Raw genomic sequence first — 17,859 nt, 5'->3', positions numbered from 1 at the left:
CGATCACTGCCGCACCGGGCTCGAGCCCGAGTCAGCTCCGCTGACGCCACACCACCAGCGCGCGGTCCGCCCGGCTGACGGGCGCACGCTGCCCCGGGCGCAGCGCGGTGATCTGGCCGTCCGAGCCGGCGGCGAAAACCCGGCCGGCGTTGTCGTCACGCAGCCGGTCGGCTTCCTTCATGAGCTCGGCGACCCGGGCCTGGAGGGCGTCGATCTGGTGCTCCAGCTCCAGGATGCGACGGATGCCGGCGAGCGAGACGCCCTCCTCCTGCGACAGCCGCTGCACCTCGCGCAGCAGCTCCAGGTCGCGCACCGAATAACGACGACCACCGCCCCGGGCTCGTGACGGAGTCACGATCCCGAGGCGGTCGTATTGGCGCAGCGTCTGCGCGTGTATGCCGGCGAGCTTGGCTGCCGCGGAGATCGCGTAGACCGGTGCATCGTCGGATGTGGTTGTCATGACGCGGCTTTCGCCGTCATCTCCGCTCGTGGGTCGGTGCCTTGCTGACGGTCGTGCTCGGCGAGCTTCTCGACCGCCTCACGCGTCTCGTCGGTCAGCTTCTCGGGCACCACGACATGGACGGTGACGATCAGGTCGCCCGAGCCGGACTTGGTCTTGATGCCACGACCCTTGACCCGCAGCTTTCGACCGGAGGGTGTGCCCGGCTTGATCTTCACCTTCACGCCCTTGCCGTCCATCGTCGGCACGGTGACCGTCGCACCCAGCGCGGCCTCGGCGAAGGTGACCGGCAGCTCGACGGTGAGGTTGTCACCCTCCCTGCCGTACACCGGGTGCGGCAGCACGGTCACGTGCAGCAGCAGGTCTCCCGGCTGTCCGCCGTTGGGGCTCGGCTGACCCTTGCCGCGCAGGCGAATCGTCTGACCGTCCTTGACCCCAGCGGGGATTCGGGTCTTGATCGTCTGCCCGTCGGCGGCGCGCAGCTCGACCGTCTCGCCGGCCGCGGCGTCGCGGAAGCTGAGGGTCGTGCGTGCTTCGAGGTCGGCACCCTTGCGGGGGCCTGCGGCATACCCGCCGTAGCCGCCGCCATAACCGCCGCCATAGGGCGAGCCGTATGACGCGCCGCCCCCGCCGCCGAAGGCGCCGAGGATGTCGTCGAGGTTGATCTGCTCGCCGGCACCGGGCCCGCCGGTCGAGAAGCGGACGTTGCCGCCACCGCCACCGCCGAACATCGAGCCGAAGAGGTCCTCGAAGCCGCCGGCGGAGCCTGCCCCGCCGGGACCGCCTGCCGTGAATCGTGCGCCACCACTGACCATCTGGCGCAGCTGGTCGTACTCCTGGCGCTTCTCCGGGTCGGACAGCACCGAGTTGGCCTCGCCGATGTCCTTGAACTTCTGCTCCGCGGCTTCGTCCCCGGGGTTCTGGTCGGGGTGCCACTTGCGGGCGAGTTTGCGATAGGCCTTCTTGATGTCGGCCTCGGAGGCGTCCTGCGGGACGCCGAGAATCTTGTAAAAGTCCTTCTCCAGCCAGTCCTGACTAGCCATGCAATCGCTCCTTCATGAAAGTCGTTGATCGAGTGGGGAATTCACGTGCGGCAACTCCCCACTCGATCAAGTCGACTTGGGCTGCCTCAGGACGGATCCGCGACGGCAACGCGTGCGGGACGGATGATGCGCTCACCCAGCCGGTAGCCCGGCTGCATGACCTGGACGATCGTGGTGCCCTCGGAACCTTCCGGCACCTCGGCCTCGATGTGCATGAGCGCCTCGTGCTCGGCCGGATCGAAGGCCTCGCCGACCTCGCCGAACGGTGCAAGTCCGAGCCGGGTCAGCGCGGCCTGCAGCTTGTCGGCGATCTTCTCGAAGGGCGAGCCCTCGAGATCGCCGTGCTGGCGGGACAGGTAGATGTCGTCGAGCACCGGCAGGATGCCCTCGACCACGCGGGCGGTCGCGGCGTCCTTGTTGGCCTCACGGTCCCGGTCGACACGTCGCTTGTAGTTGACGTATTCGGCCTGCAACCGCTGCAGGTCGGCGAGTCGCTCGGCCGCGAGGACGGTGTCCGGGTGCTCTCCCCCGGCCGCGCCCGGGGCGCCGGCATCGCTGCCGGCGGCCTCGGGTTGCGGTGCGTCCGAGGGGGATTCGCGGAGCTCGCCGTTCTCGTCGATGCGTCGCTTGTCGCGGATCACCGGCCCGGTGGGCTCTTCTTCCTCGGGGCGCCGCCCGCCGGGCTCCTCCGCAGAGGAGCCCGGACGGGGACCCTGGGTGGGGTCGGTCATGATCGGGGCCCCCGCAAAGCATCGGAGCGAGGAACGAGCGGAGAGCTTTGTGGGGTGATCACTTCTTGTCATCCTCGTCGTCGACAACCTCGGCGTCCACGACGTCCTCGTCACCCGAGGACGACGAGCCCGAGGCGTCCGCACCGCCGGCAGCACCAGCCCCCGCGGTGTCGCCACCCTCGGCGCCACCCTGGGACTGCTCCTGCGCGTAGAGCGCAGCACCCATCTTCTGCGACGCGTCGTTGACCTTGGTGGTCTTGGCGGAAAGGTCCTCGGCAGAGGTGTTTTCGTCCTTCAGCGCGTCCTTGAGCTCGGTGAGGGCACCCTCGACCTCGCTCTTGGAGTCGGCCGGCACCTTGTCGCCGTTGTCGGCGAGGAACTTCTCGGTGGAGTAGACCAGCTGCTCGGCGGTGTTACGCGCCTCGGTCTGCTCGCGCCGCTTCTTGTCCTCGGCCGCGTGCTCCTCGGCCTCCTTGACCATGCGGTCGATCTCTTCCTTGGCGAGCGCGGAGCCGCCGGAGATCGTCATCGACTGCTCCTTGTTGGTGCCGCGGTCCTTGGCGGACACGTGCACGATGCCGTTGGCGTCGATGTCGAAGGTGACCTCGATCTGCGGCACGCCGCGCGGGGCGGGCGCGATGCCGGACAGCTCGAAGTTGCCGAGCGGCTTGTTGTCCTTGGCGAGCTCTCGCTCACCCTGGAACACCTGGATCTCCACGGACGGCTGGTTGTCCTCGGCGGTCGAGAACACCTCCGAACGCTTGGTCGGGATCGCGGTGTTGCGCTCGATCAGCTTGGTGAACAGGCCACCCTTGGTCTCGATGCCGAGCGACAGCGGGGTGACGTCGATGAGCAGCACGTCCTTGCGCTCACCGGTCAGCACACCGGCCTGCAGAGCAGCACCGACCGCGACGACCTCGTCCGGGTTGACGCCCTTGTTGGGCTCCTTGCCGGTGAGGTCCTTCACGACCTGGGTGACTGCCGGCATACGGGTCGAACCACCAACGAGCACAACGTGATCGATGTCCTTGATGGTGACGCCGGCGTCCTTCATCACCTGCTCGAACGGGCCCTTGGTGCGAGCCAGCAGGTCGTCGGTGATGTCCTCGAACATGGCGCGGGTGACGGTCTCGTCCAGGTGGACCGGACCGTTCTCGCCCATCGAGAGGTACTGCAGGCTGACGTTGGTCGAGGTCGCGCCCGACAGCTCCTTCTTGGCCTGCTCCGCCGCGTCCTGCAGACGCTGCATGGCGATCTTGTCCTTGGACAGGTCGATGCCGGTCTTGTTCTTCACCTGCTGGACCAGGTGGTTGACGATCCGCTCGTCCCAGTCGTCACCACCGAGCTTGTTGTCACCGCTGGTCGCCTTGACCTGGATGGTCGAGAAGCCGTCCTCGGCGTCCTTGCCCACCTCGAGGAGGGAGACGTCGAAGGTGCCGCCACCGAGGTCGAAGACGAGGATGAGCTCGTCCTCCTTGCCCTTGTCGAGGCCGTAGGCGAGCGCCGCCGCGGTGGGCTCGTTGATGATGCGGAGCACGTTGAGGCCGGCGATCTCACCGGCCTCCTTGGTGGCCTGCCGCTCGGCGTCGTCGAAGTATGCCGGGACGGTGATGACCGCGTCGGTCACCGGCTCACCGAGGTAGGACTCGGCGTCGCGCTTCAGCTTCTGCAGGATGCGCGCCGAGATCTCCTGCGGCGTGTACTCCTTGCCGTCGACGTCCTTCTTCCAGTCGGTGCCCATGTGGCGCTTGACGGAGCGGACGGTGCGGTCGACGTTGGTGACCGCCTGACGCTTGGCGATGTCGCCCGAGAGGACGTCACCGTTCTTGGCGAACGCCACGACGGACGGCGTGGTGCGGCCGCCTTCTGCGTTGGCGATGATTTCCGGGTCGTTGCCCTCCAGGACTGCGACCGCAGAGTTGGTGGTGCCGAGGTCGATGCCTACCGCACGTCCCATATCGATGTTCTCCCTTGGTTCTCGATTTTCGGTCTTCGTATGCCGGATGTCGCTTCGCCGGTACGCCCCCCGTCGCCCTCGCGAGGTTGACTGCATCCGACTCAACTCTTGTCTCGGCGGCTTGTCAAACCCCTCGGCAAAAGTTGCGCTTACTAGACTCAACTTTGGGATGGGTCGGATCATTCCCGGACGGCTGAACAATTTGTCGAGCCACGCGCGACACGGCTCGGGCGTGTGTCGCGAGCCCCCGTCGGCGGCCAATCCCAGGTGGTGCGAGGCACGCGGATCGCAGTGCCGAATTTCCTCGAACATATGTACATTGTCAGCAGTCGGAGGTATCCTGATCACACGACGAAACGCATTGCGGCGGAAGGAGATTCAGACCCATGTCTCTCGATTCTGCTGTGCCGCTGCCGGAGCGTCCGGGGTTGTCGGATAGCGCTCTGCGCGCGCCCGCTGAGCCGGGGCGTGGCCCGACCGTGCTGGAGCGAGTGCGGGAGCTTGCCGCGTTGCTGGATGAGGTGCCGGAGGTGGTGCACCAGCTCGGCGACGGACAGGTGGAGTCACTGACCCAGGTGCTGTTGCGGTTGCACGGGCGGTCGGCGCAGATTGCCGCGGTGGTCACCGCTGACGCGGTCGAGCGTGGGGCGGTCGCGGGCTCGACGGCGGCGAACACCACCCAGTGGGTATGCCGTCACGCCGAAGCATCCGGGGTGCCCATCGAACCGGTCGAGGCGAAGTCGATCGCGGTGGTGGCCGAGGCGTGCCGGGAGCGTAAGAGCGACGTCATCGCCGAAGCGGTCGCACGAGGGCCGTGCACGGTGTCGACCGCGCGGGCGGCGTTGACCAATGCGGACAAGGTGGCGCCGGTGATCCCGACCGCCGACCGGGGCGAGGTGCTGGCCTGGTTCCTGCAACTGGACCCGGCACTCGGGGCAAAGGGCGTGCAGGCATTGACCCGGAAGATCCTGGCGACCTACGCCACCGAAGCACTCTCCGTGCAGGACGCGAAACTCGAACAGGTCGAAACCCTCACCTGGGGCACGACCGCTACCGGGATGACCCGGCTCGTGGCCGAGCTCGCACCCGCGAATGCCGCGGTGCTCAAGGCGGCGATCACCGCCGGGTCCGCACCACGACCAGCCACCGTCGACACCGAGGGTGGCCGCAGCGAAACCGCGCGCGATGAACGCCCTCCGGGCAAACGCCGCGCGGATGCGTTGATGGAGCTTGTGGCTGCGGGCGCGAAGGTTGCCGCCGGTGACGTGGCGCCCGTCGGCTCCGCGGCGACAATCCTGCTGACCATGGACCTCACGTCGCTGACCGACGGGCTCGGCGGGGCGACCACCCCGGGCGGTGACGTGCTCGATGCCGGAGCCGCCCGCCGCGCCGCCTGTGACGCGGACCTGATCCCCGCGGTCCTCGGCGGACCCAGCCAACCGATGGATGTGGGCCGGCGAGAACGCCTGGTCACCAAGGGTTTACGCGCGGCCGTCGTCATACGCGATGGCGGGTGCACCTTCCCCGGCTGTGATCGACCGCCAGGTTTCTGCGAAGTCCATCACGTCAGACCCTGGTGGGCCGGCGGCGAAACCAGCCTCACCAACTCGGCCATCCTGTGCTGCCGACATCATCAGGAAGTCCACCGACACGGGTTCATGGCACACGTCCGTCCCGACGGCGTCACCTGGGATCTCACCCCCGGCCGCATGCCCGGCCACGCGCACACGGCGGCCTGATCCCGGCATGATCCTGAACGCGACCGCGGTGCTCGTCCGCAATGATCGTGTGCTCATGACACACCGCCACCCGGCGCGCGAGGCCTACCCCGACCGGTGGGCACTCCCCGGCGGACACGTCGAACCCGGCGAGTCCTCCCGCGATGCGGTCGTCCGGGAATGCCTGGAAGAGCTGGGCATTCACGTTCGCGATCCTCGTCCGGTGCCGCTGACGGTGCACGCACCGCACCTGACGACAGACGGCTTCGTGGTCACCCGATGGGACGGTGAGCCAGCCAACCTGGCGCCCGGCGAGCACGACGACCTGCGCTGGTGCCGGCCGGATGAGCTCGCCCACCTGCAGCTCGCACACCCGGAGTCCCTGCCCGACATCATCACTGCCATCGACCTCATATCCGGGAGCACCGGCGAACCCGGCTCCACCTAGAGCGAGACGACGGGTACGCAACGCTTCCGCGCGTCACCACGTCGGAACCGGCAGTATGCGACCAAGCGACGCAAGGAGGGGCGGTGCAAGGGCTCTACGCACTGAAGCCGTGGTACAGCAGGCGCCTGGGTCGGATAGTGCAATTCGCGGTTGACCGAGGCATCTCGCCGGACGTCTTCACCCTGCTCGGCGTCGCCGGCGCCGTGCTCGCCGCGATCTGCATCGCGATGGGCTGGTGGCTGCCCGCACTGCTGATGCTCGCGGCACGCCTCGGCGGAGCCAATCTCGACGGCGCGGTCGCGCGGGCTCGAGGTGTCAGCCGGCCATGGGGCTTCGTGCTCAACGAGATCGGCGACCGCGTCTCGGATCTCATCGTCTTCGCCGGGCTCTTCGCGCTGGCCGCCCGCACCGACGGCCTCCCCAGCTGGTCCGCGCTGCTCACTGTAACCGCCGCCGTCGCCGCGACCCTGCCCACGACTGCCTCCCTGGCCGGCGCCGGCGCCGGTGCGACGCGGCGCAACGGCGGTCCGTTCGGCAAGACCGAGCGGTGCCTGGCCATGGTTGTCGCCACCGCGTTCCCAGCGCTGATCGGGTGGGTGTGCGGCGTCATCATCGTCGGCTCTCTGCTCACCGCGACGCTTCGACTGCTCGGCGCACACCGGGAGCTGATCGAGCGGGTGACCGGGTGAACAACTGGCTGGTCGACACCTACCTGCGGGTGCTGCACCTCGACCGTCGCTCGATGCGGCTCGACGTCGACATCTGGTTCGTGCACCTGCACATCACCGGCCGGGGCGTGTTCTTCTTCTGGGTCACACTCAGCATCCTGGCCGTCGCCGGGATTGCCGTATTCGCCTCTCGCAAGAGGGAATTGGTCACCAAGTGGGTGACCTGGGTGCTGATCCTGCCGGTCGTGGGCATCCCGATCTGGATCGGCAAGGGACCGACGGCGGTGCTCTGCGCGGTGCTGGCGCTGATCGCCGTGCGGGAGTACGTCCGGCTGGTGCAGCTCCCCCGAGCGGACACGGCGATCCTCTACGTCCTGGCGGTCGCCTACCCACTCGCCGCATGGTTGCGACCGGGCCTGCTGCACCTGGTGCCGCTCATCGTGTTGTTGTGCGCTCTGCCGTCCGTGCTGACCGGGGATCTGGAACACGGCATTTGGCGGGCCGCATTCACCGGATTCGGCTCGATCTGGATCTGCTGGTCGCTCGCCAGCATGGTGCTCATCTGGCGTGACGCCTTCCTGGTCTGCTTCGCCGCCGCGGCCACCGACGTCGCGGCGTGGTGCGGCGGCAAGGGATTTCGTCGCTTCGGCTGGGCGCGTCGTCCGCTCTCCCCGCTCAGCCCCAACAAGACCGTCGGCGGGCTCGCGGGCGCCGTCATCGGCGCGTTCATCGTGCTGACCCTGCTCGGCACCATCACACCTGGCCTGCTGCTCGCAGTCGCATTCGGTGGTGTGTTGGGCGACCTGTTGGAGTCGATGTTCAAGCGGCAGGCCGGAGTGAAGGACGCCGGGGAATGGTTGCCCGGCTTCGGCGGTCTGCTGGACCGCATCGACTCTCTCCTGCTCGTCCTGCCCCTGGCCGCCGTCGCACTCGCCTAGCCACTCGAGGAGTCATTCATGTCATCGATCGCAAGCGTCCTGCGGCGCGGGCTGTGGCGAGCCGTCTGCTCACTGGCTGGTGGGTTGACGACCAGCGGTGTGCCACAACGGTGTTCGGGCGGACAGGTCATCGTCGCCAATCACGCCTCGCACGCCGACACCGCTGCGCTACTGGCCGCGGTGCCGGCCGCCAACCGCCTGTTGTTCGCGGCTGCTGCCGACTACTGGTTCGACGTCTGGTGGCGGCGCGCACTGATGTCAGGTCTGGCCGGCGGCCTGCCCGTACGACGGAACGGGGGCAGCGGTTACGCCGCTCTGCTCGATGCCGCGCGCGGACCGTTGGCGGACGGCCGCACGGTGGTCATCTACCCGGAGGGCACCCGAAGCACCGACGGGTCGGTCGGCCGCTTTCATTCCGGAGCGGTGCGCTTGGCCCAGGACTGCGGGGTGCCGATCGTCCCGGTGGCACTGCTCGGCACCGGCGACGTGCTCGCCAAGCACGGGCGACTCCGCACGACCCCGATGGAAGTGCGATTTGGAGCACGGCTGGACCCGTCGACCACTGATGCCGACCAGCTCCGCGAGGCTGTGATCGGCCTTCTGGGGCAAGGCCCGGTGGCGCAGCCCACCTCACCCGCTCAGCGCGCCGTTGCGCATCTCGTTGACGGAAACCGCGCAATTGCAGTCGGATTCGCGTGGGGATTCGCTGAGGCGATCAGTTGGCCGATCATGGCCGAGATGGCGTTGGTCTTCTTCGGCGTCGCAGATGCTCGTCGCATTCCCGTGCTCGCCGCATCGACCGCCGCGGGCTCGGTGTGCGGAGTGGCACTGACCGCCGCACTCGCCCGGCGCGGGATCCTGCCACCCGCGCCGCTGACGACCCCGAGGATGCGTGCGGCCGCGCGCGACCACCTGCGTGGCGGTGCGGCCGGCATCTGGCACCAGGCGCTCGGTGGGGTGCCGGTCAAGGTCTACGCGCGTGCGGCCGGCGAACTCCGGCTACCGACAGCGAGATTCGTCGCGGCCACCGCAGCCGAGCGTTCGGCCCGTATGGCGGGGTGCGCCGCACTCATCATGTTGCTCGAGCGCCCGCCGCGCCCCGTCATACGCCGGTTCTACGGGACGTACCTGGCGGCCACCGGCACGGTCTTCACCGCAGCGCTGCGCAGGCTCGTTCGTCACTGATCCTGATCGGTGGCGGCGAGAAGCTGCTCCCGCAGGATGTCGGCGTGCGCCGCGTGATGCGCGAGCTCACGCAGCACCTGGAGGTAAACCCCAGCGCACCGTGCGTGGCCCGGATCGGTGACCGGTCACCACTTCATCCAGCGCACGGCCGGCGACGATCGCGCGCGCCGTCATACACGCGTCCTGGTGAGCGGCGAGCACACTGGAAATCGTGTCGTTGTCGGCCAATTGGAAGGATTGGTCCGGCGTCCGCACCAGGCCGAGCGCCGCGCGGGTGCCCCCGCCGATGCACTCCTCGAACCACACCCGCTGCATCCACGTCACGTGCTTGACCACTCCCAACAGCGTTGTCGCCGACGGCACCAAGCGGCGGCGCACCTGCTCCTCGGTCAGCCCATCCAGGGTGTGCTCGATCATGCCGCGGTAGTCCTCGACGAACGCATCGAGCTGGGTTCGCTCGTCGGCGACCAACACCTCGAACGCACTCATCGCACGCGAGAGTTCTTGAGGACGTCCTTCGCCGCGATGACCACGGGCTCAGTGCTCGCCCTTGATCACGAAGTAGGAGCCACGGATCGTGCCGGCTAGCTTCGACTTCTGCCGCGCGAACTTGAACGCGCCGAGTTCCTCGGGCACGTCCATTCCGTCCGACAGCTTGAAGCCGACGGCGCGCTTGCCCCCGTCGGCGAGTGTGTACATCACGTTGATCGACAAGCCGCTCTCGTAGAAGAGGTAGGCCATGCGGATGCCGTCCACCTCGAACTCGGTCGCCTCCAGCACCGGCGAGGCGATGACGATGTCCCGTTCGTCCTTGAGGATGCCGCTCACCCAGTCGACGGTCGACTGTGCGTCCGCGGCCGGCTCGACGGTGAAGGTGTGGTCGTACTTGTTCTTGAAGTAGCGCGCCTCGTTGGCTCGCAGCCCGGCGAGTGCGTCGGTGACCGGCGACGACTCCAGGCCGACGGTCGAGACGGTGTGGAAGTCAACGGCATACGACATGACGGTCAGGCTAGCGGCCCGTCACCGCCGGAAGAGGTCGCCGCTGGACTCGCCGATCTCCCGCTTGCGGCGGAAGTAGTCGTTGATGATCGTGCGGTAGAGGTCGGCGTCGCTGCGGGCCCAGTTGCGCATCAGCTCGCAGCCGAGCGCGAGCGAGGTGATCGGGTGCGCGCCGGCCTGGACCATGCGAGTGATCGCCGACTCGTGGGTGACCGACGAGACGCCGCCGACCGCGTCGATGACCGGGTAGATCTCGTAGCCCTCCTCGAGCATGTCGAGGGTCGGGAACGCCAGGCAGACCTCGGTCCAGAGGCCGGCCATGATGATCTTCTTGCGGCCGGTGGCTTCGATGGCGGCCCGGAAATCGGCGTCCTCCCAGGAGTTCACGCCGGTGCGGTCGATCTGGTCGACGCCGGGGAGCTCGTTCATCAGCTCCGGCACCGTCGGCTGGTTGACGCCCATGTCGACCGCGACCGTAGTCACCACGGTCGGCACCTGGTAGGCGTGCGCGAGTTTGGCCAGGGTGATCGCACCGAGGTTGATCTCGTCGCGGGTGGCCGAACCAACGGTGGCGTACTGCCCCGGCTGAAAGTCGATCAGCACGATCGCACTGTTCTGTGGCGTCAGCAGGTGGTCAGTCTGCAGGTCGCGGATCGGCTCGGGTGCGGTCTTGGACATCGTCATCTCCTGGCAATCCTGGCGACACTGTGACTGGGGCGGGTGTCGCAGAGCCTAGCCGCCGGCGGGCTCGTCGGTCCCGAGAAAGGATCGGGCACAGGTGTCGTATCCGGCACCATGCGTTCGTGGAGTTGATGTACGGCGGCCAACCCGGCCGCGAGAGGGCTTGGAGAGGAGACGAGATGCCGCAGTACCTGATCGCATTCAACGACGAGTGGGTGGGCGAACACACGCTGGAGGAACTGCGCGCCAAGAGCAAGGCGGCGCTGCAGGTCGTCGACGAGATGGAGAAGGCCGGTGTCTTCGTCTTCAGCGACGGCGGCATCGGTGCGGAGACCGCGCTGTTCAACGTGTCGGCACGGGACGGCAAGCCGGTCTTCAGCGACGGCCCGTTCGTGGAGACCAAGGAGCACCTCGGCGGCTTCTGCGTTATCAAGGTCGACGACGACGCTGCCGCTCGCGACTGGGCCGGCCGGCTCGCGGTCGCCCTGGACTGGCCTCAGGAAGTGCATCGCTTCCCCGGTCGAGAAGAAATCCTGCAACTCAACGAAGGTGAGTGACATGCCCCGCTACCTGATGTCGGTCTTCGGACCGACCGAACGCACCGAGTTCGGCGACTACGGCTCCAAGGAGGAGATGCTGCAGGCATTCGCCGACACTGGTGCCTTCAACGAAAAACTCGAAAAGGCAGGCAAATTCGTCTTTGGCGACGGACTCGCCGAAGCTACGACAGCTACCGTCGTCGACGGGCGGGCCGACCAACCGGTGCTCACCGACGGCCCCTACCTGGAGTCGAAGGAGCACCTCGGCGGGTTCTGGGTGATCGAGGCCGTCGACCTTGACGAGGCGCTCGCCCTGGCTACCGAGGCGTCACGGGCGTGCCGCGGCAAGGTCGAGGTGCGACCGTTCCAGACGGCCGAAGACTTCCAGGGTCTGTTGGATTCGTGACCTCGGCCGACGAGGCGGTCGCCCGCGCACACCAGGACGAGTGGGCGCGGGTGGTCGCCGGCTTGGCGCGACGCTTCGGCGATCTCGATATCGCCGAGGAAGCCGCCGCGGAGGCGTTCGCGACAGCTGTAGAGCGGTGGCCCGCTGACGGCATACCGCCGAACCCCGGCGGCTGGCTGACCACCACCGCGACGCGCAAGGCGATCGACCGGCTGCGCCGCGAATCCCACCGCGACACCAAACATCAGGCCGCTCAGATGCTGTATGACGATTCGGTCCCGGAGCCGACCGGCCCCGTGGAGGACGACCGGCTTCGGCTGATCTTCACCTGCTGCCACCCGGCGCTGGCCATGGACGCCCGTGTCGCGCTCACTCTGCGGTTGCTCGGCGGCCTGACCGTCGCGCAGATCGCACACGCCTTCCTCATCCCGGAAAGGACGATGGCCCAACGGATTACGCGAGCGAAGAAGAAGATCAAGGCGGCACACGTGCCCTACCGGGTGCCGAGCGCCGAGGACGTGCGCTCCCGCCTCGCCGGGGTGCTCGCGGTCCTCTTCCTCGTCTTCAACGAGGGCTACCTGGCGAGCGCCGGCGACGACGCGGTGCGGACCGACCTCAGCGACGAGGCGATCCGGCTGACGCGCCTGCTCCGCTCGCTGCTGCCGGACAACGGTGAGGTCTGCGGGTTGTTGGCGCTGATGGTGCTGACCGATGCCCGTCGCGCCGCGCGAGTGTCACCGGACGGTGCACTCGTCACGCTCGGCGAGCAGGACCGCGGGGTGTGGGACCGGGCGATGATCAAGGAGGGGCACGCGCTGGTGCGTGAGCGGATCGCGGCCGTCGCCGCCGGAGCCGAACCCCCTGGGCGCTACCAGCTGCTCGCGGCGGTCAACGCGGTGCACACCGATGCGGACACCGCTGCCGCGACCGATTGGCCGCAGGTCGTCGCGCTCTACGACCGGCTGCTCACCCTCGACTCCTCGCCCATCGTGCGGCTCAACCGCGCAGTCGCGGTTGCCGAGGTTGCTGGTGAGGAGTCCGCTCTGGCCGAAATCGACTCTCTGGCAACCGAACTCGATGGTTACCACGCGTTTCACGCGACCCGCGCCGATCTGCTTCGCCGGCTGTCGCGCACCGAAGAGGCGCGCGCGGCATACGACCGGGCGATTGAGCTGGCCGGCAACCCGGCCGAGCGCGCCTACCTGAGTCGGCGACAGGCCGAGCTCGAGGGCTGATCAGTGGCCGGCGCCCGCTGCCTCGAGATAGCGGCGCACGATGGGCCACCAATGGCGACCGTGCAGGGCGGTGGGCGCCGAGTCGAGCGTGAACCATTCGCCCGGGACGACCGGGTGTGCTCGCTCGGCCGCGAAGACCGGCACGTAGGCGTCCGGGGTCGGGTGCGGGTAATCGCCATCGGGATGTGGCACGACGTTGCGCACGAATCCCACGCAACGGGTGGAGCTTTCGGCGTCATCGACCGTCTCCTGCTGGAGGTGCCGAAGGCCGTCATCGGCGGAGCTGCGCTCGGCACCAGGCCCGAGGAACCGAGTCGGCAGGTCCGGACCCTTCGGCGTCGGCACACAGAAGAATTCGGTCTCGTCCCCGAGGCGGGTGATCAGCAGGCGCACGATGATGCTCGGGTCGGGTGTGTCGCAGTCGGCCCCGGCCCAGACTTCCGCCGTGCTGCCCGGAGGCAACCAGGGCGCTTCCGGGGTCTCGGCGACGAGCCGCTGGTCGCCGGCGCGGTGTGCGGCGGTCATGTCTGGTCCTCCTTCGGCGTGCCCTGCGGTGCATCCTTCATGAGCTCGACATGCCGGGCGTGCAGACGCTCGGCTCGCTCCTGGATCGTCGGCTCGGGCCGTCGCCACGGCGACGAAGGCGCCTGGGCCGGCGTCACTTTCTTCGGCTCCGGCACCTGCAGCGGTTTGCCGCTGATCTCGGCGATGCGAGCCGCCAAGTCCGCCGGGAAGCCGGTGGACACGACCGCACCGTCCCGCATCCGCAGCTCCGTCGTGTCGTCATACCGCCCTGGGCCGAGCACGCAGTCGACCTCGGTCCAGGCGCGACGTCGCCACGCACCGGCCGGCCGCCAGAAGGTGGGCGTGATCGCGGCACGGACGACACCGACGTTGGCGACGAAGGAAAGCGCGAGAATGATCAGCGCATTGACGAGGGCGCCCGGATCTCGCGTGACGATCGCTCGTCCCGCGACAATGACTGCGAACACCAGAAAGATTCTCCAGAACCAGCGCACGCGCGGTGACCGTCGCGGCACGAGCGACAGCGACCTGCCGTCATCGAACGCTTCCGGGAACACACCGCCATTCTGCAGCCGGCCGGGCCCGGGCGGGGTGGTTGCGCGATAGTGGCCAGATGCTCCATCTGCGAGGTCGCTACCACCGCGAGCTGCCCCCTGCCGCAGCACGACCACGTCACGTCGGTCTGATCATGGACGGCAACCGTCGCTGGGCGCGCATGGCCGGTATGGCGAGTCCGAGCATCGGCCATCGCGTGGGCGCCGAACACCTCGGAGACCTGCTCGGATGGCTGCAGGCACGCGACATCGACCACGCGAGTGTCTACGTGTTGTCCGCGAACAACATCCGCAAACGAACAGGTGAGGAGCTCGACTACCTCTTCACCTTGATCGAAACCGTGGTGCCGCAGAAGGTTCGCGCATCCGGCCATTGGCAACTGCACATCGCCGGCGACCTCGACCTACTTCCCGTGGCGTCCCGGGCCGCGCTCGACGCGGCTGTCGCCGAGACGGTGCATCGCCCTGGGCACCTCACGCTCGCCATCGGTTACGACCCGCAGCAGGAGATCGTCGACGCGGTACGCCGACTGCTCCCCTGCGGGAACCTCTCAGCCGATGACCTGCCCGACGCAATCACCGCGGCGCTGCCAGGCGGTCCGATCAAGGACATCGACCTGGTGATCCGCACCAGCGGCGAGCGGCGCATCTCGGGCTTTTTCCCGTGGCAGAGCGGACGTGCCGAGATCCATTTCAGCGACAAGATGTGGCCCGCGTTCACCGAGCACGACCTCGATCTGGCGCTCGCCGACTACGCCCGGCGGAAGGAAGACCCATGACCGAGTACACGGATCTGCCCGCCGACCTGCCGGTCCCCACGGACGACGGCGCGGCGGACCACCTGCCCCGGGGCCACGGTGCCGTCGGTGCCGCTGCGCGCCACCGATGGGTCGTCAATCACCGTGTCGCAGTTGGGCGCCGGACGGTCGATCGTCTACCTCTACCCGATGACCGGCCAGCCCGGGCACGATCTGCCGACCGGCTGGGACGACATCCCCGGCGCTCGTGGCTGCACGCCGGAAGCGTGCAGCTTCCGGGACCATCTGCAGGAGTTGCGGGACGCCGGAGCCGAGCGCGTCTTCGGGTTGTCGAGCCAGACCACCGACTACCAGGCCGAGGTCGCGGAACGCTTGCACCTGCCGTTCCCGCTGCTGTCCGACCCCGACTTCGCACTCGGTGACGCCCTCCGTCTGCCGACATTCAGCGCCGAGGGTCACCAGCGGCTCTATAGCCGGCTCACCCTCGTCATACGGGACGGGAAGGTGAAGCACGCGTTCTATCCGGTGTTCCCGCCGAACACGCACGCGGAGCAGGTGGTTTCGTGGCTGCGGGACAACACAGCTGTCGGCAACGGCGCGTGGCCCCGGCTCAAGTAGGCAGCACTCCGCGGCTGACCGGGCTCCCGGGAAGTCATCGGTGTCTCTGCAACTGACCGGACTCCCACATGCGGGCCGCGATCTCCACCCGGTTCCGCACGCCGAGCCGGGTCTGGATGCTGGTCAGATGTGACTTGACGGTGCCGAGCGCGATCACCAGGTCGGCGGCGATCTCGGTATTGGTCCGGCCGCGCGCGACCAGTCGTGCGACGTCCAGCTCACGCTCGGTGAGATCGTCGACGCCGGGCACGTTGCGGACCTCGCCACCAGCGCGAGTGCGCTGCAGCAGCCGGACGGTCAGCTCCGGACTGATCAGCGCATCCCCGCTCGCCGCGGCCTTGATTGCTGCCACCAGCAGCGCGGGGCCCGAATCCTTCAACAGAAAGCCCGAAGCACCGTATTCCAGTGCCGTGTCGACATATTCGTCATGATCGAAGGTGGTCACGATGACGACCTTGGTCAGCTCGCTGACCTGCCGCGTGACGGCAAGACCATCGAGCTTCGGCATCCGTATGTCGAGCAGAGCCACGTCCGGACGCAGTTGCCGGATTGCCTCCAGCGCCGCAAGGCCGTCTCCGCACTGCCCGACCACCTCGATGCCATCGGCCGCCTCGAGGATCAGCGCAAAGCCCATGCGCACCATCTCCTGGTCGTCGGCCAGGACGACGCGAATCGTCATCTCGTGTCACCCCCGATCGGCACCGTCGCTTCGACCACCCATTCTCCGTCGCGTCGTCCGGCGGACAGCGAGCCACCGACGACGGCCAGCCGCTCACGCAACCCGGCAAGGCCGTAGCCGCTGCCCTGGCCGATCCCGCGAACATCGCTGCCGTCGTTACTGATTCGCAGCAGCGCCTCGTCCGCTGACAACGCCGTGAGGATCACCCGCACCCGCGTAGCAGCGCCCGCGTGCCGACGAATGTTGGTCAACGCCTCCGCGAGCACTCGCTGCAGCGCGGCGTCCACCTGCGCGGACAGAGCCACTTCGGCAAGGTCCACCTCCACCGGTGTCTGTGTCGTCGCGGTGAAATCCGAGGCGAGGGATCGCAGGCCGGAGGTCCCGTGGCCGGTCGGACGCAGTTCCAGCGGCGCGGTGGGCTCGGTCCGCAACGTCTGCACCATCCCCCGGATCTGTTCCATCGCCTGCTGCCCGGACGCCTCGATGCGTGCCAGGGCCTGGCGCACGACTGGTTGGTCGGTGACCGATTGAGTAGCCTGCGCCAACACCACGATGCCGGTCACTTCGTGCGCCACGAGATCGTGCAATTCCCTTGCCATACCGGTGCGTTCGCGCAGCATCACTTCACGGCGCACATCCTCCGCATGCTGTCGCGACGCGCGCACCTGTAGGCCAATGCCCACAGCCGTCGCCATCGCAGTCGCCATACCCAGGGCGAGCAACACGCTCAAGTCCGGCACACCGAGCGGGCTGAGAATGCCTGCCGCGGCGATGATTCCGACATACACGAAGGCGACGCGGCTGCGCGCGACCGATGCCAGACAACCGGCAAGCACCACCAGCGACCAGCCGATCGACAGCAACCAGGACCCGCCCTGGGCCGCGGCCACTTCCAGCACAAGGCCGGCAGTGGCCGCGCCAACGCCGGCCAATGCGGGCACCACCGCGGCACCCCGCGCCACCCGGTCGGCAAGCCAGCCGACGGCGAATGCCAGCACGACCCCGCAGAGCGTAGCGACACCCGGACTCGCGATCAGGTCGACCAACGCGCACAGCACGAGCGGCGCACCGACAAGCACACGCAACGACCAGGGCATGTCAGGAGGGTATGACGAACGCGGCCGCGAGCCGAGTCACGACCGGGTCGCGACGTCGTCGGCTGTGAGCTCGACGTGGATGCCATCTTCGGCTGCCCACGACTGTGCGACCCGCAGACCGGGCACCGCGGGCACCCGCACCGCCTCCGGTGCAGCACCGGCCGTGGGACGAACCGTGAGACGCCGATCGTACAGCGACGCCGGATAGGAGACTTTCTGACCATTCAGTCGGCCGAACCCGGTATACGAGCCGTCGGCTCGCAGCACCGGCGTTGCCGCAGATCCGTCCGGGTAGGGCAGGGTGACGAAGAACGTCAGCCGCTCCGCCTTACCGGTTTCCAGGTCCAGCTCCTGCACGAGCAGTTGCTCGGTCGAGACCCCCTCGGGGGGACTGAGTCGCAGGTATGCCGTGGACACTTCACCGTTGAAACGGCTCACGACGTAGGGCCGGCCACGCAGGTTGATGTCCTCGACGCGGCTGTCCGGCAGCGTGTGCGTGATGCGGCTGCGCAGCTCACCGGTCAGCGAGTCGGCTGACACCTTCTCGGCACCGACCAGACCACCGGCAAGGATTGCCGGAACAGCAAGGGGCAGAACGAAATAGCGAAACTTCATGATGA

22 protein-coding genes are annotated in these 17,859 nt (G+C 68.1%); 10 read left to right on the top strand and 12 right to left on the bottom strand.

All coding sequences use genetic code 11. The annotated features are described in order from the left end of the window. Positions 1 to 31: 31 nt before the first annotated feature. The 4 genes from HJ588_RS05615 to dnaK form a co-directional block, all read right to left on the bottom strand. A complete protein-coding gene (locus HJ588_RS05615) occupies positions 32 to 460 on the bottom strand; it encodes a heat shock protein transcriptional repressor HspR (RefSeq protein WP_171152866.1) in 429 nt (142 codons plus the stop codon). After that, entirely contained in the window at positions 457 to 1,503 is a 1,047-nt protein-coding gene (locus HJ588_RS05610; RefSeq protein ID WP_171152863.1) for a DnaJ C-terminal domain-containing protein, read from the bottom strand. The genes HJ588_RS05615 and HJ588_RS05610 overlap by 4 nt, the downstream gene beginning before the upstream one ends. 86 nt (positions 1,504 to 1,589) lie before the next feature. Then, entirely contained in the window at positions 1,590 to 2,234 is a 645-nt protein-coding gene (locus HJ588_RS05605; protein WP_171152860.1) for a nucleotide exchange factor GrpE, read from the bottom strand. A gap of 58 nt (positions 2,235 to 2,292) precedes the next feature. Beyond that, positions 2,293 to 4,191, bottom strand: coding sequence for a molecular chaperone DnaK (dnaK, locus tag HJ588_RS05600; protein WP_171152858.1), 1,899 nt, complete (start codon positions 4,189 to 4,191; stop codon positions 2,293 to 2,295). 386 nt (positions 4,192 to 4,577) lie between these two features. On the opposite strand from dnaK, the gene HJ588_RS05595 reads away from it, so the two are divergent. The 5 genes from HJ588_RS05595 (at position 4,578) to HJ588_RS05575 (ending at position 9,148) form a co-directional block, all read left to right on the top strand. Beyond that, positions 4,578 to 5,930, top strand: coding sequence for an HNH endonuclease signature motif containing protein (locus tag HJ588_RS05595; protein ID WP_171152855.1), 1,353 nt, complete (start codon positions 4,578 to 4,580; stop codon positions 5,928 to 5,930). A gap of 7 nt (positions 5,931 to 5,937) precedes the next feature. Next, positions 5,938 to 6,357 (top strand): NUDIX domain-containing protein, encoded by a 420-nt coding sequence (locus tag HJ588_RS05590; RefSeq protein ID WP_171152853.1) that lies wholly within the window; start codon positions 5,938 to 5,940, stop codon positions 6,355 to 6,357. Positions 6,358 to 6,494: 137 nt separating this feature from the next. After that, complete coding sequence (locus HJ588_RS05585) at positions 6,495 to 7,046, top strand: CDP-alcohol phosphatidyltransferase family protein (RefSeq protein WP_343036608.1); 552 nt, start codon at positions 6,495 to 6,497, stop codon at positions 7,044 to 7,046. Further along, positions 7,043 to 7,963 carry a phosphatidate cytidylyltransferase gene (locus tag HJ588_RS05580; RefSeq protein ID WP_343036607.1) on the top strand — a complete coding sequence of 307 codons (921 nt, stop codon included), beginning with the start codon at positions 7,043 to 7,045 and terminating at the stop codon, positions 7,961 to 7,963. Before HJ588_RS05585 ends, HJ588_RS05580 begins: the two co-directional genes overlap by 4 nt. Before the next feature lie 18 nt (positions 7,964 to 7,981). Then, positions 7,982 to 9,148 carry a lysophospholipid acyltransferase family protein gene (locus tag HJ588_RS05575; RefSeq protein ID WP_171152848.1) on the top strand — a complete coding sequence of 389 codons (1,167 nt, stop codon included), beginning with the start codon at positions 7,982 to 7,984 and terminating at the stop codon, positions 9,146 to 9,148. A 66-nt stretch (positions 9,149 to 9,214) separates the two neighbouring features. On the opposite strand, the gene HJ588_RS05570 is transcribed toward HJ588_RS05575, so the two are convergent. The 3 genes from HJ588_RS05570 to HJ588_RS05560 are packed head-to-tail and all read right to left on the bottom strand — an operon-like array spanning position 9,215 to position 10,825. After that, positions 9,215 to 9,637 carry a mycothiol transferase gene (locus HJ588_RS05570; protein WP_343036606.1) on the bottom strand — a complete coding sequence of 141 codons (423 nt, stop codon included), beginning with the start codon at positions 9,635 to 9,637 and terminating at the stop codon, positions 9,215 to 9,217. A 48-nt stretch (positions 9,638 to 9,685) separates the two neighbouring features. Continuing rightward, positions 9,686 to 10,147, bottom strand: coding sequence for a phage tail protein (locus HJ588_RS05565; RefSeq protein ID WP_171152846.1), 462 nt, complete (start codon positions 10,145 to 10,147; stop codon positions 9,686 to 9,688). Between the two features lie 21 nt (positions 10,148 to 10,168). Next, a complete protein-coding gene (locus HJ588_RS05560) occupies positions 10,169 to 10,825 on the bottom strand; it encodes an isochorismatase family protein (RefSeq protein ID WP_171152844.1) in 657 nt (218 codons plus the stop codon). A gap of 182 nt (positions 10,826 to 11,007) precedes the next feature. Between HJ588_RS05560 and HJ588_RS05555 the strand changes: the two genes are divergently transcribed. From HJ588_RS05555 to HJ588_RS05545, 3 genes are read left to right on the top strand one after another with little or no spacing between them, the layout of a single operon-like run. Further along, complete coding sequence (locus HJ588_RS05555) at positions 11,008 to 11,385, top strand: YciI family protein (RefSeq protein WP_171152842.1); 378 nt, start codon at positions 11,008 to 11,010, stop codon at positions 11,383 to 11,385. Between the two features lies 1 nt (position 11,386). Next, positions 11,387 to 11,773, top strand: coding sequence for a YciI family protein (locus HJ588_RS05550; RefSeq protein ID WP_171152840.1), 387 nt, complete (start codon positions 11,387 to 11,389; stop codon positions 11,771 to 11,773). Beyond that, a complete protein-coding gene (locus tag HJ588_RS05545; protein WP_171152838.1) occupies positions 11,770 to 13,008 on the top strand; it encodes a sigma-70 family RNA polymerase sigma factor in 1,239 nt (412 codons plus the stop codon). Before HJ588_RS05550 ends, HJ588_RS05545 begins: the two co-directional genes overlap by 4 nt. Here the strand turns inward: HJ588_RS05545 and HJ588_RS05540 are convergent, their stop codons facing one another. After that, complete coding sequence (locus tag HJ588_RS05540) at positions 13,009 to 13,533, bottom strand: NUDIX hydrolase (protein WP_171152836.1); 525 nt, start codon at positions 13,531 to 13,533, stop codon at positions 13,009 to 13,011. It lies immediately after the preceding gene. After that, positions 13,530 to 14,000 carry a hypothetical protein gene (locus HJ588_RS05535; protein ID WP_171152834.1) on the bottom strand — a complete coding sequence of 157 codons (471 nt, stop codon included), beginning with the start codon at positions 13,998 to 14,000 and terminating at the stop codon, positions 13,530 to 13,532. The genes HJ588_RS05540 and HJ588_RS05535 overlap by 4 nt, the downstream gene beginning before the upstream one ends. Before the next feature lie 146 nt (positions 14,001 to 14,146). Here HJ588_RS05535 and uppS point away from each other — a divergent pair, with 146 nt between their 5' ends. Continuing rightward, the gene (uppS, locus tag HJ588_RS05530; protein ID WP_171152832.1) at positions 14,147 to 14,866 is read left to right on the top strand and encodes a polyprenyl diphosphate synthase; all 720 of its coding nucleotides are present in this window, start codon (positions 14,147 to 14,149) and stop codon (positions 14,864 to 14,866) included. Positions 14,867 to 14,953: 87 nt separating this feature from the next. After that, positions 14,954 to 15,463: a peroxiredoxin gene (locus tag HJ588_RS05525; protein WP_343036605.1), complete on the top strand. Its 510-nt coding sequence runs from the start codon at positions 14,954 to 14,956 to the stop codon at positions 15,461 to 15,463. Between the two features lie 34 nt (positions 15,464 to 15,497). Here HJ588_RS05525 and HJ588_RS05520 read toward each other — a convergent pair whose 3' ends face one another. From HJ588_RS05520 to HJ588_RS05510, 3 genes are read right to left on the bottom strand one after another with little or no spacing between them, the layout of a single operon-like run. Next, a complete protein-coding gene (locus tag HJ588_RS05520) occupies positions 15,498 to 16,142 on the bottom strand; it encodes a response regulator (protein ID WP_171152830.1) in 645 nt (214 codons plus the stop codon). Continuing rightward, positions 16,139 to 17,239 (bottom strand): sensor histidine kinase, encoded by a 1,101-nt coding sequence (locus tag HJ588_RS05515; protein ID WP_171152828.1) that lies wholly within the window; start codon positions 17,237 to 17,239, stop codon positions 16,139 to 16,141. Before HJ588_RS05515 ends, HJ588_RS05520 begins: the two co-directional genes overlap by 4 nt. A gap of 36 nt (positions 17,240 to 17,275) precedes the next feature. Next, a complete protein-coding gene (locus tag HJ588_RS05510; RefSeq protein ID WP_171152825.1) occupies positions 17,276 to 17,854 on the bottom strand; it encodes a hypothetical protein in 579 nt (192 codons plus the stop codon). Positions 17,855 to 17,859: the final 5 nt, after the last annotated feature.

This window comes from Flexivirga aerilata (assembly GCF_013002715.1).
Taxonomy (GTDB): Bacteria; Actinomycetota; Actinomycetes; order Actinomycetales; family Dermatophilaceae; genus Flexivirga; species Flexivirga aerilata.
This window is presented reverse-complemented; position numbering and strand designations above follow the sequence as displayed.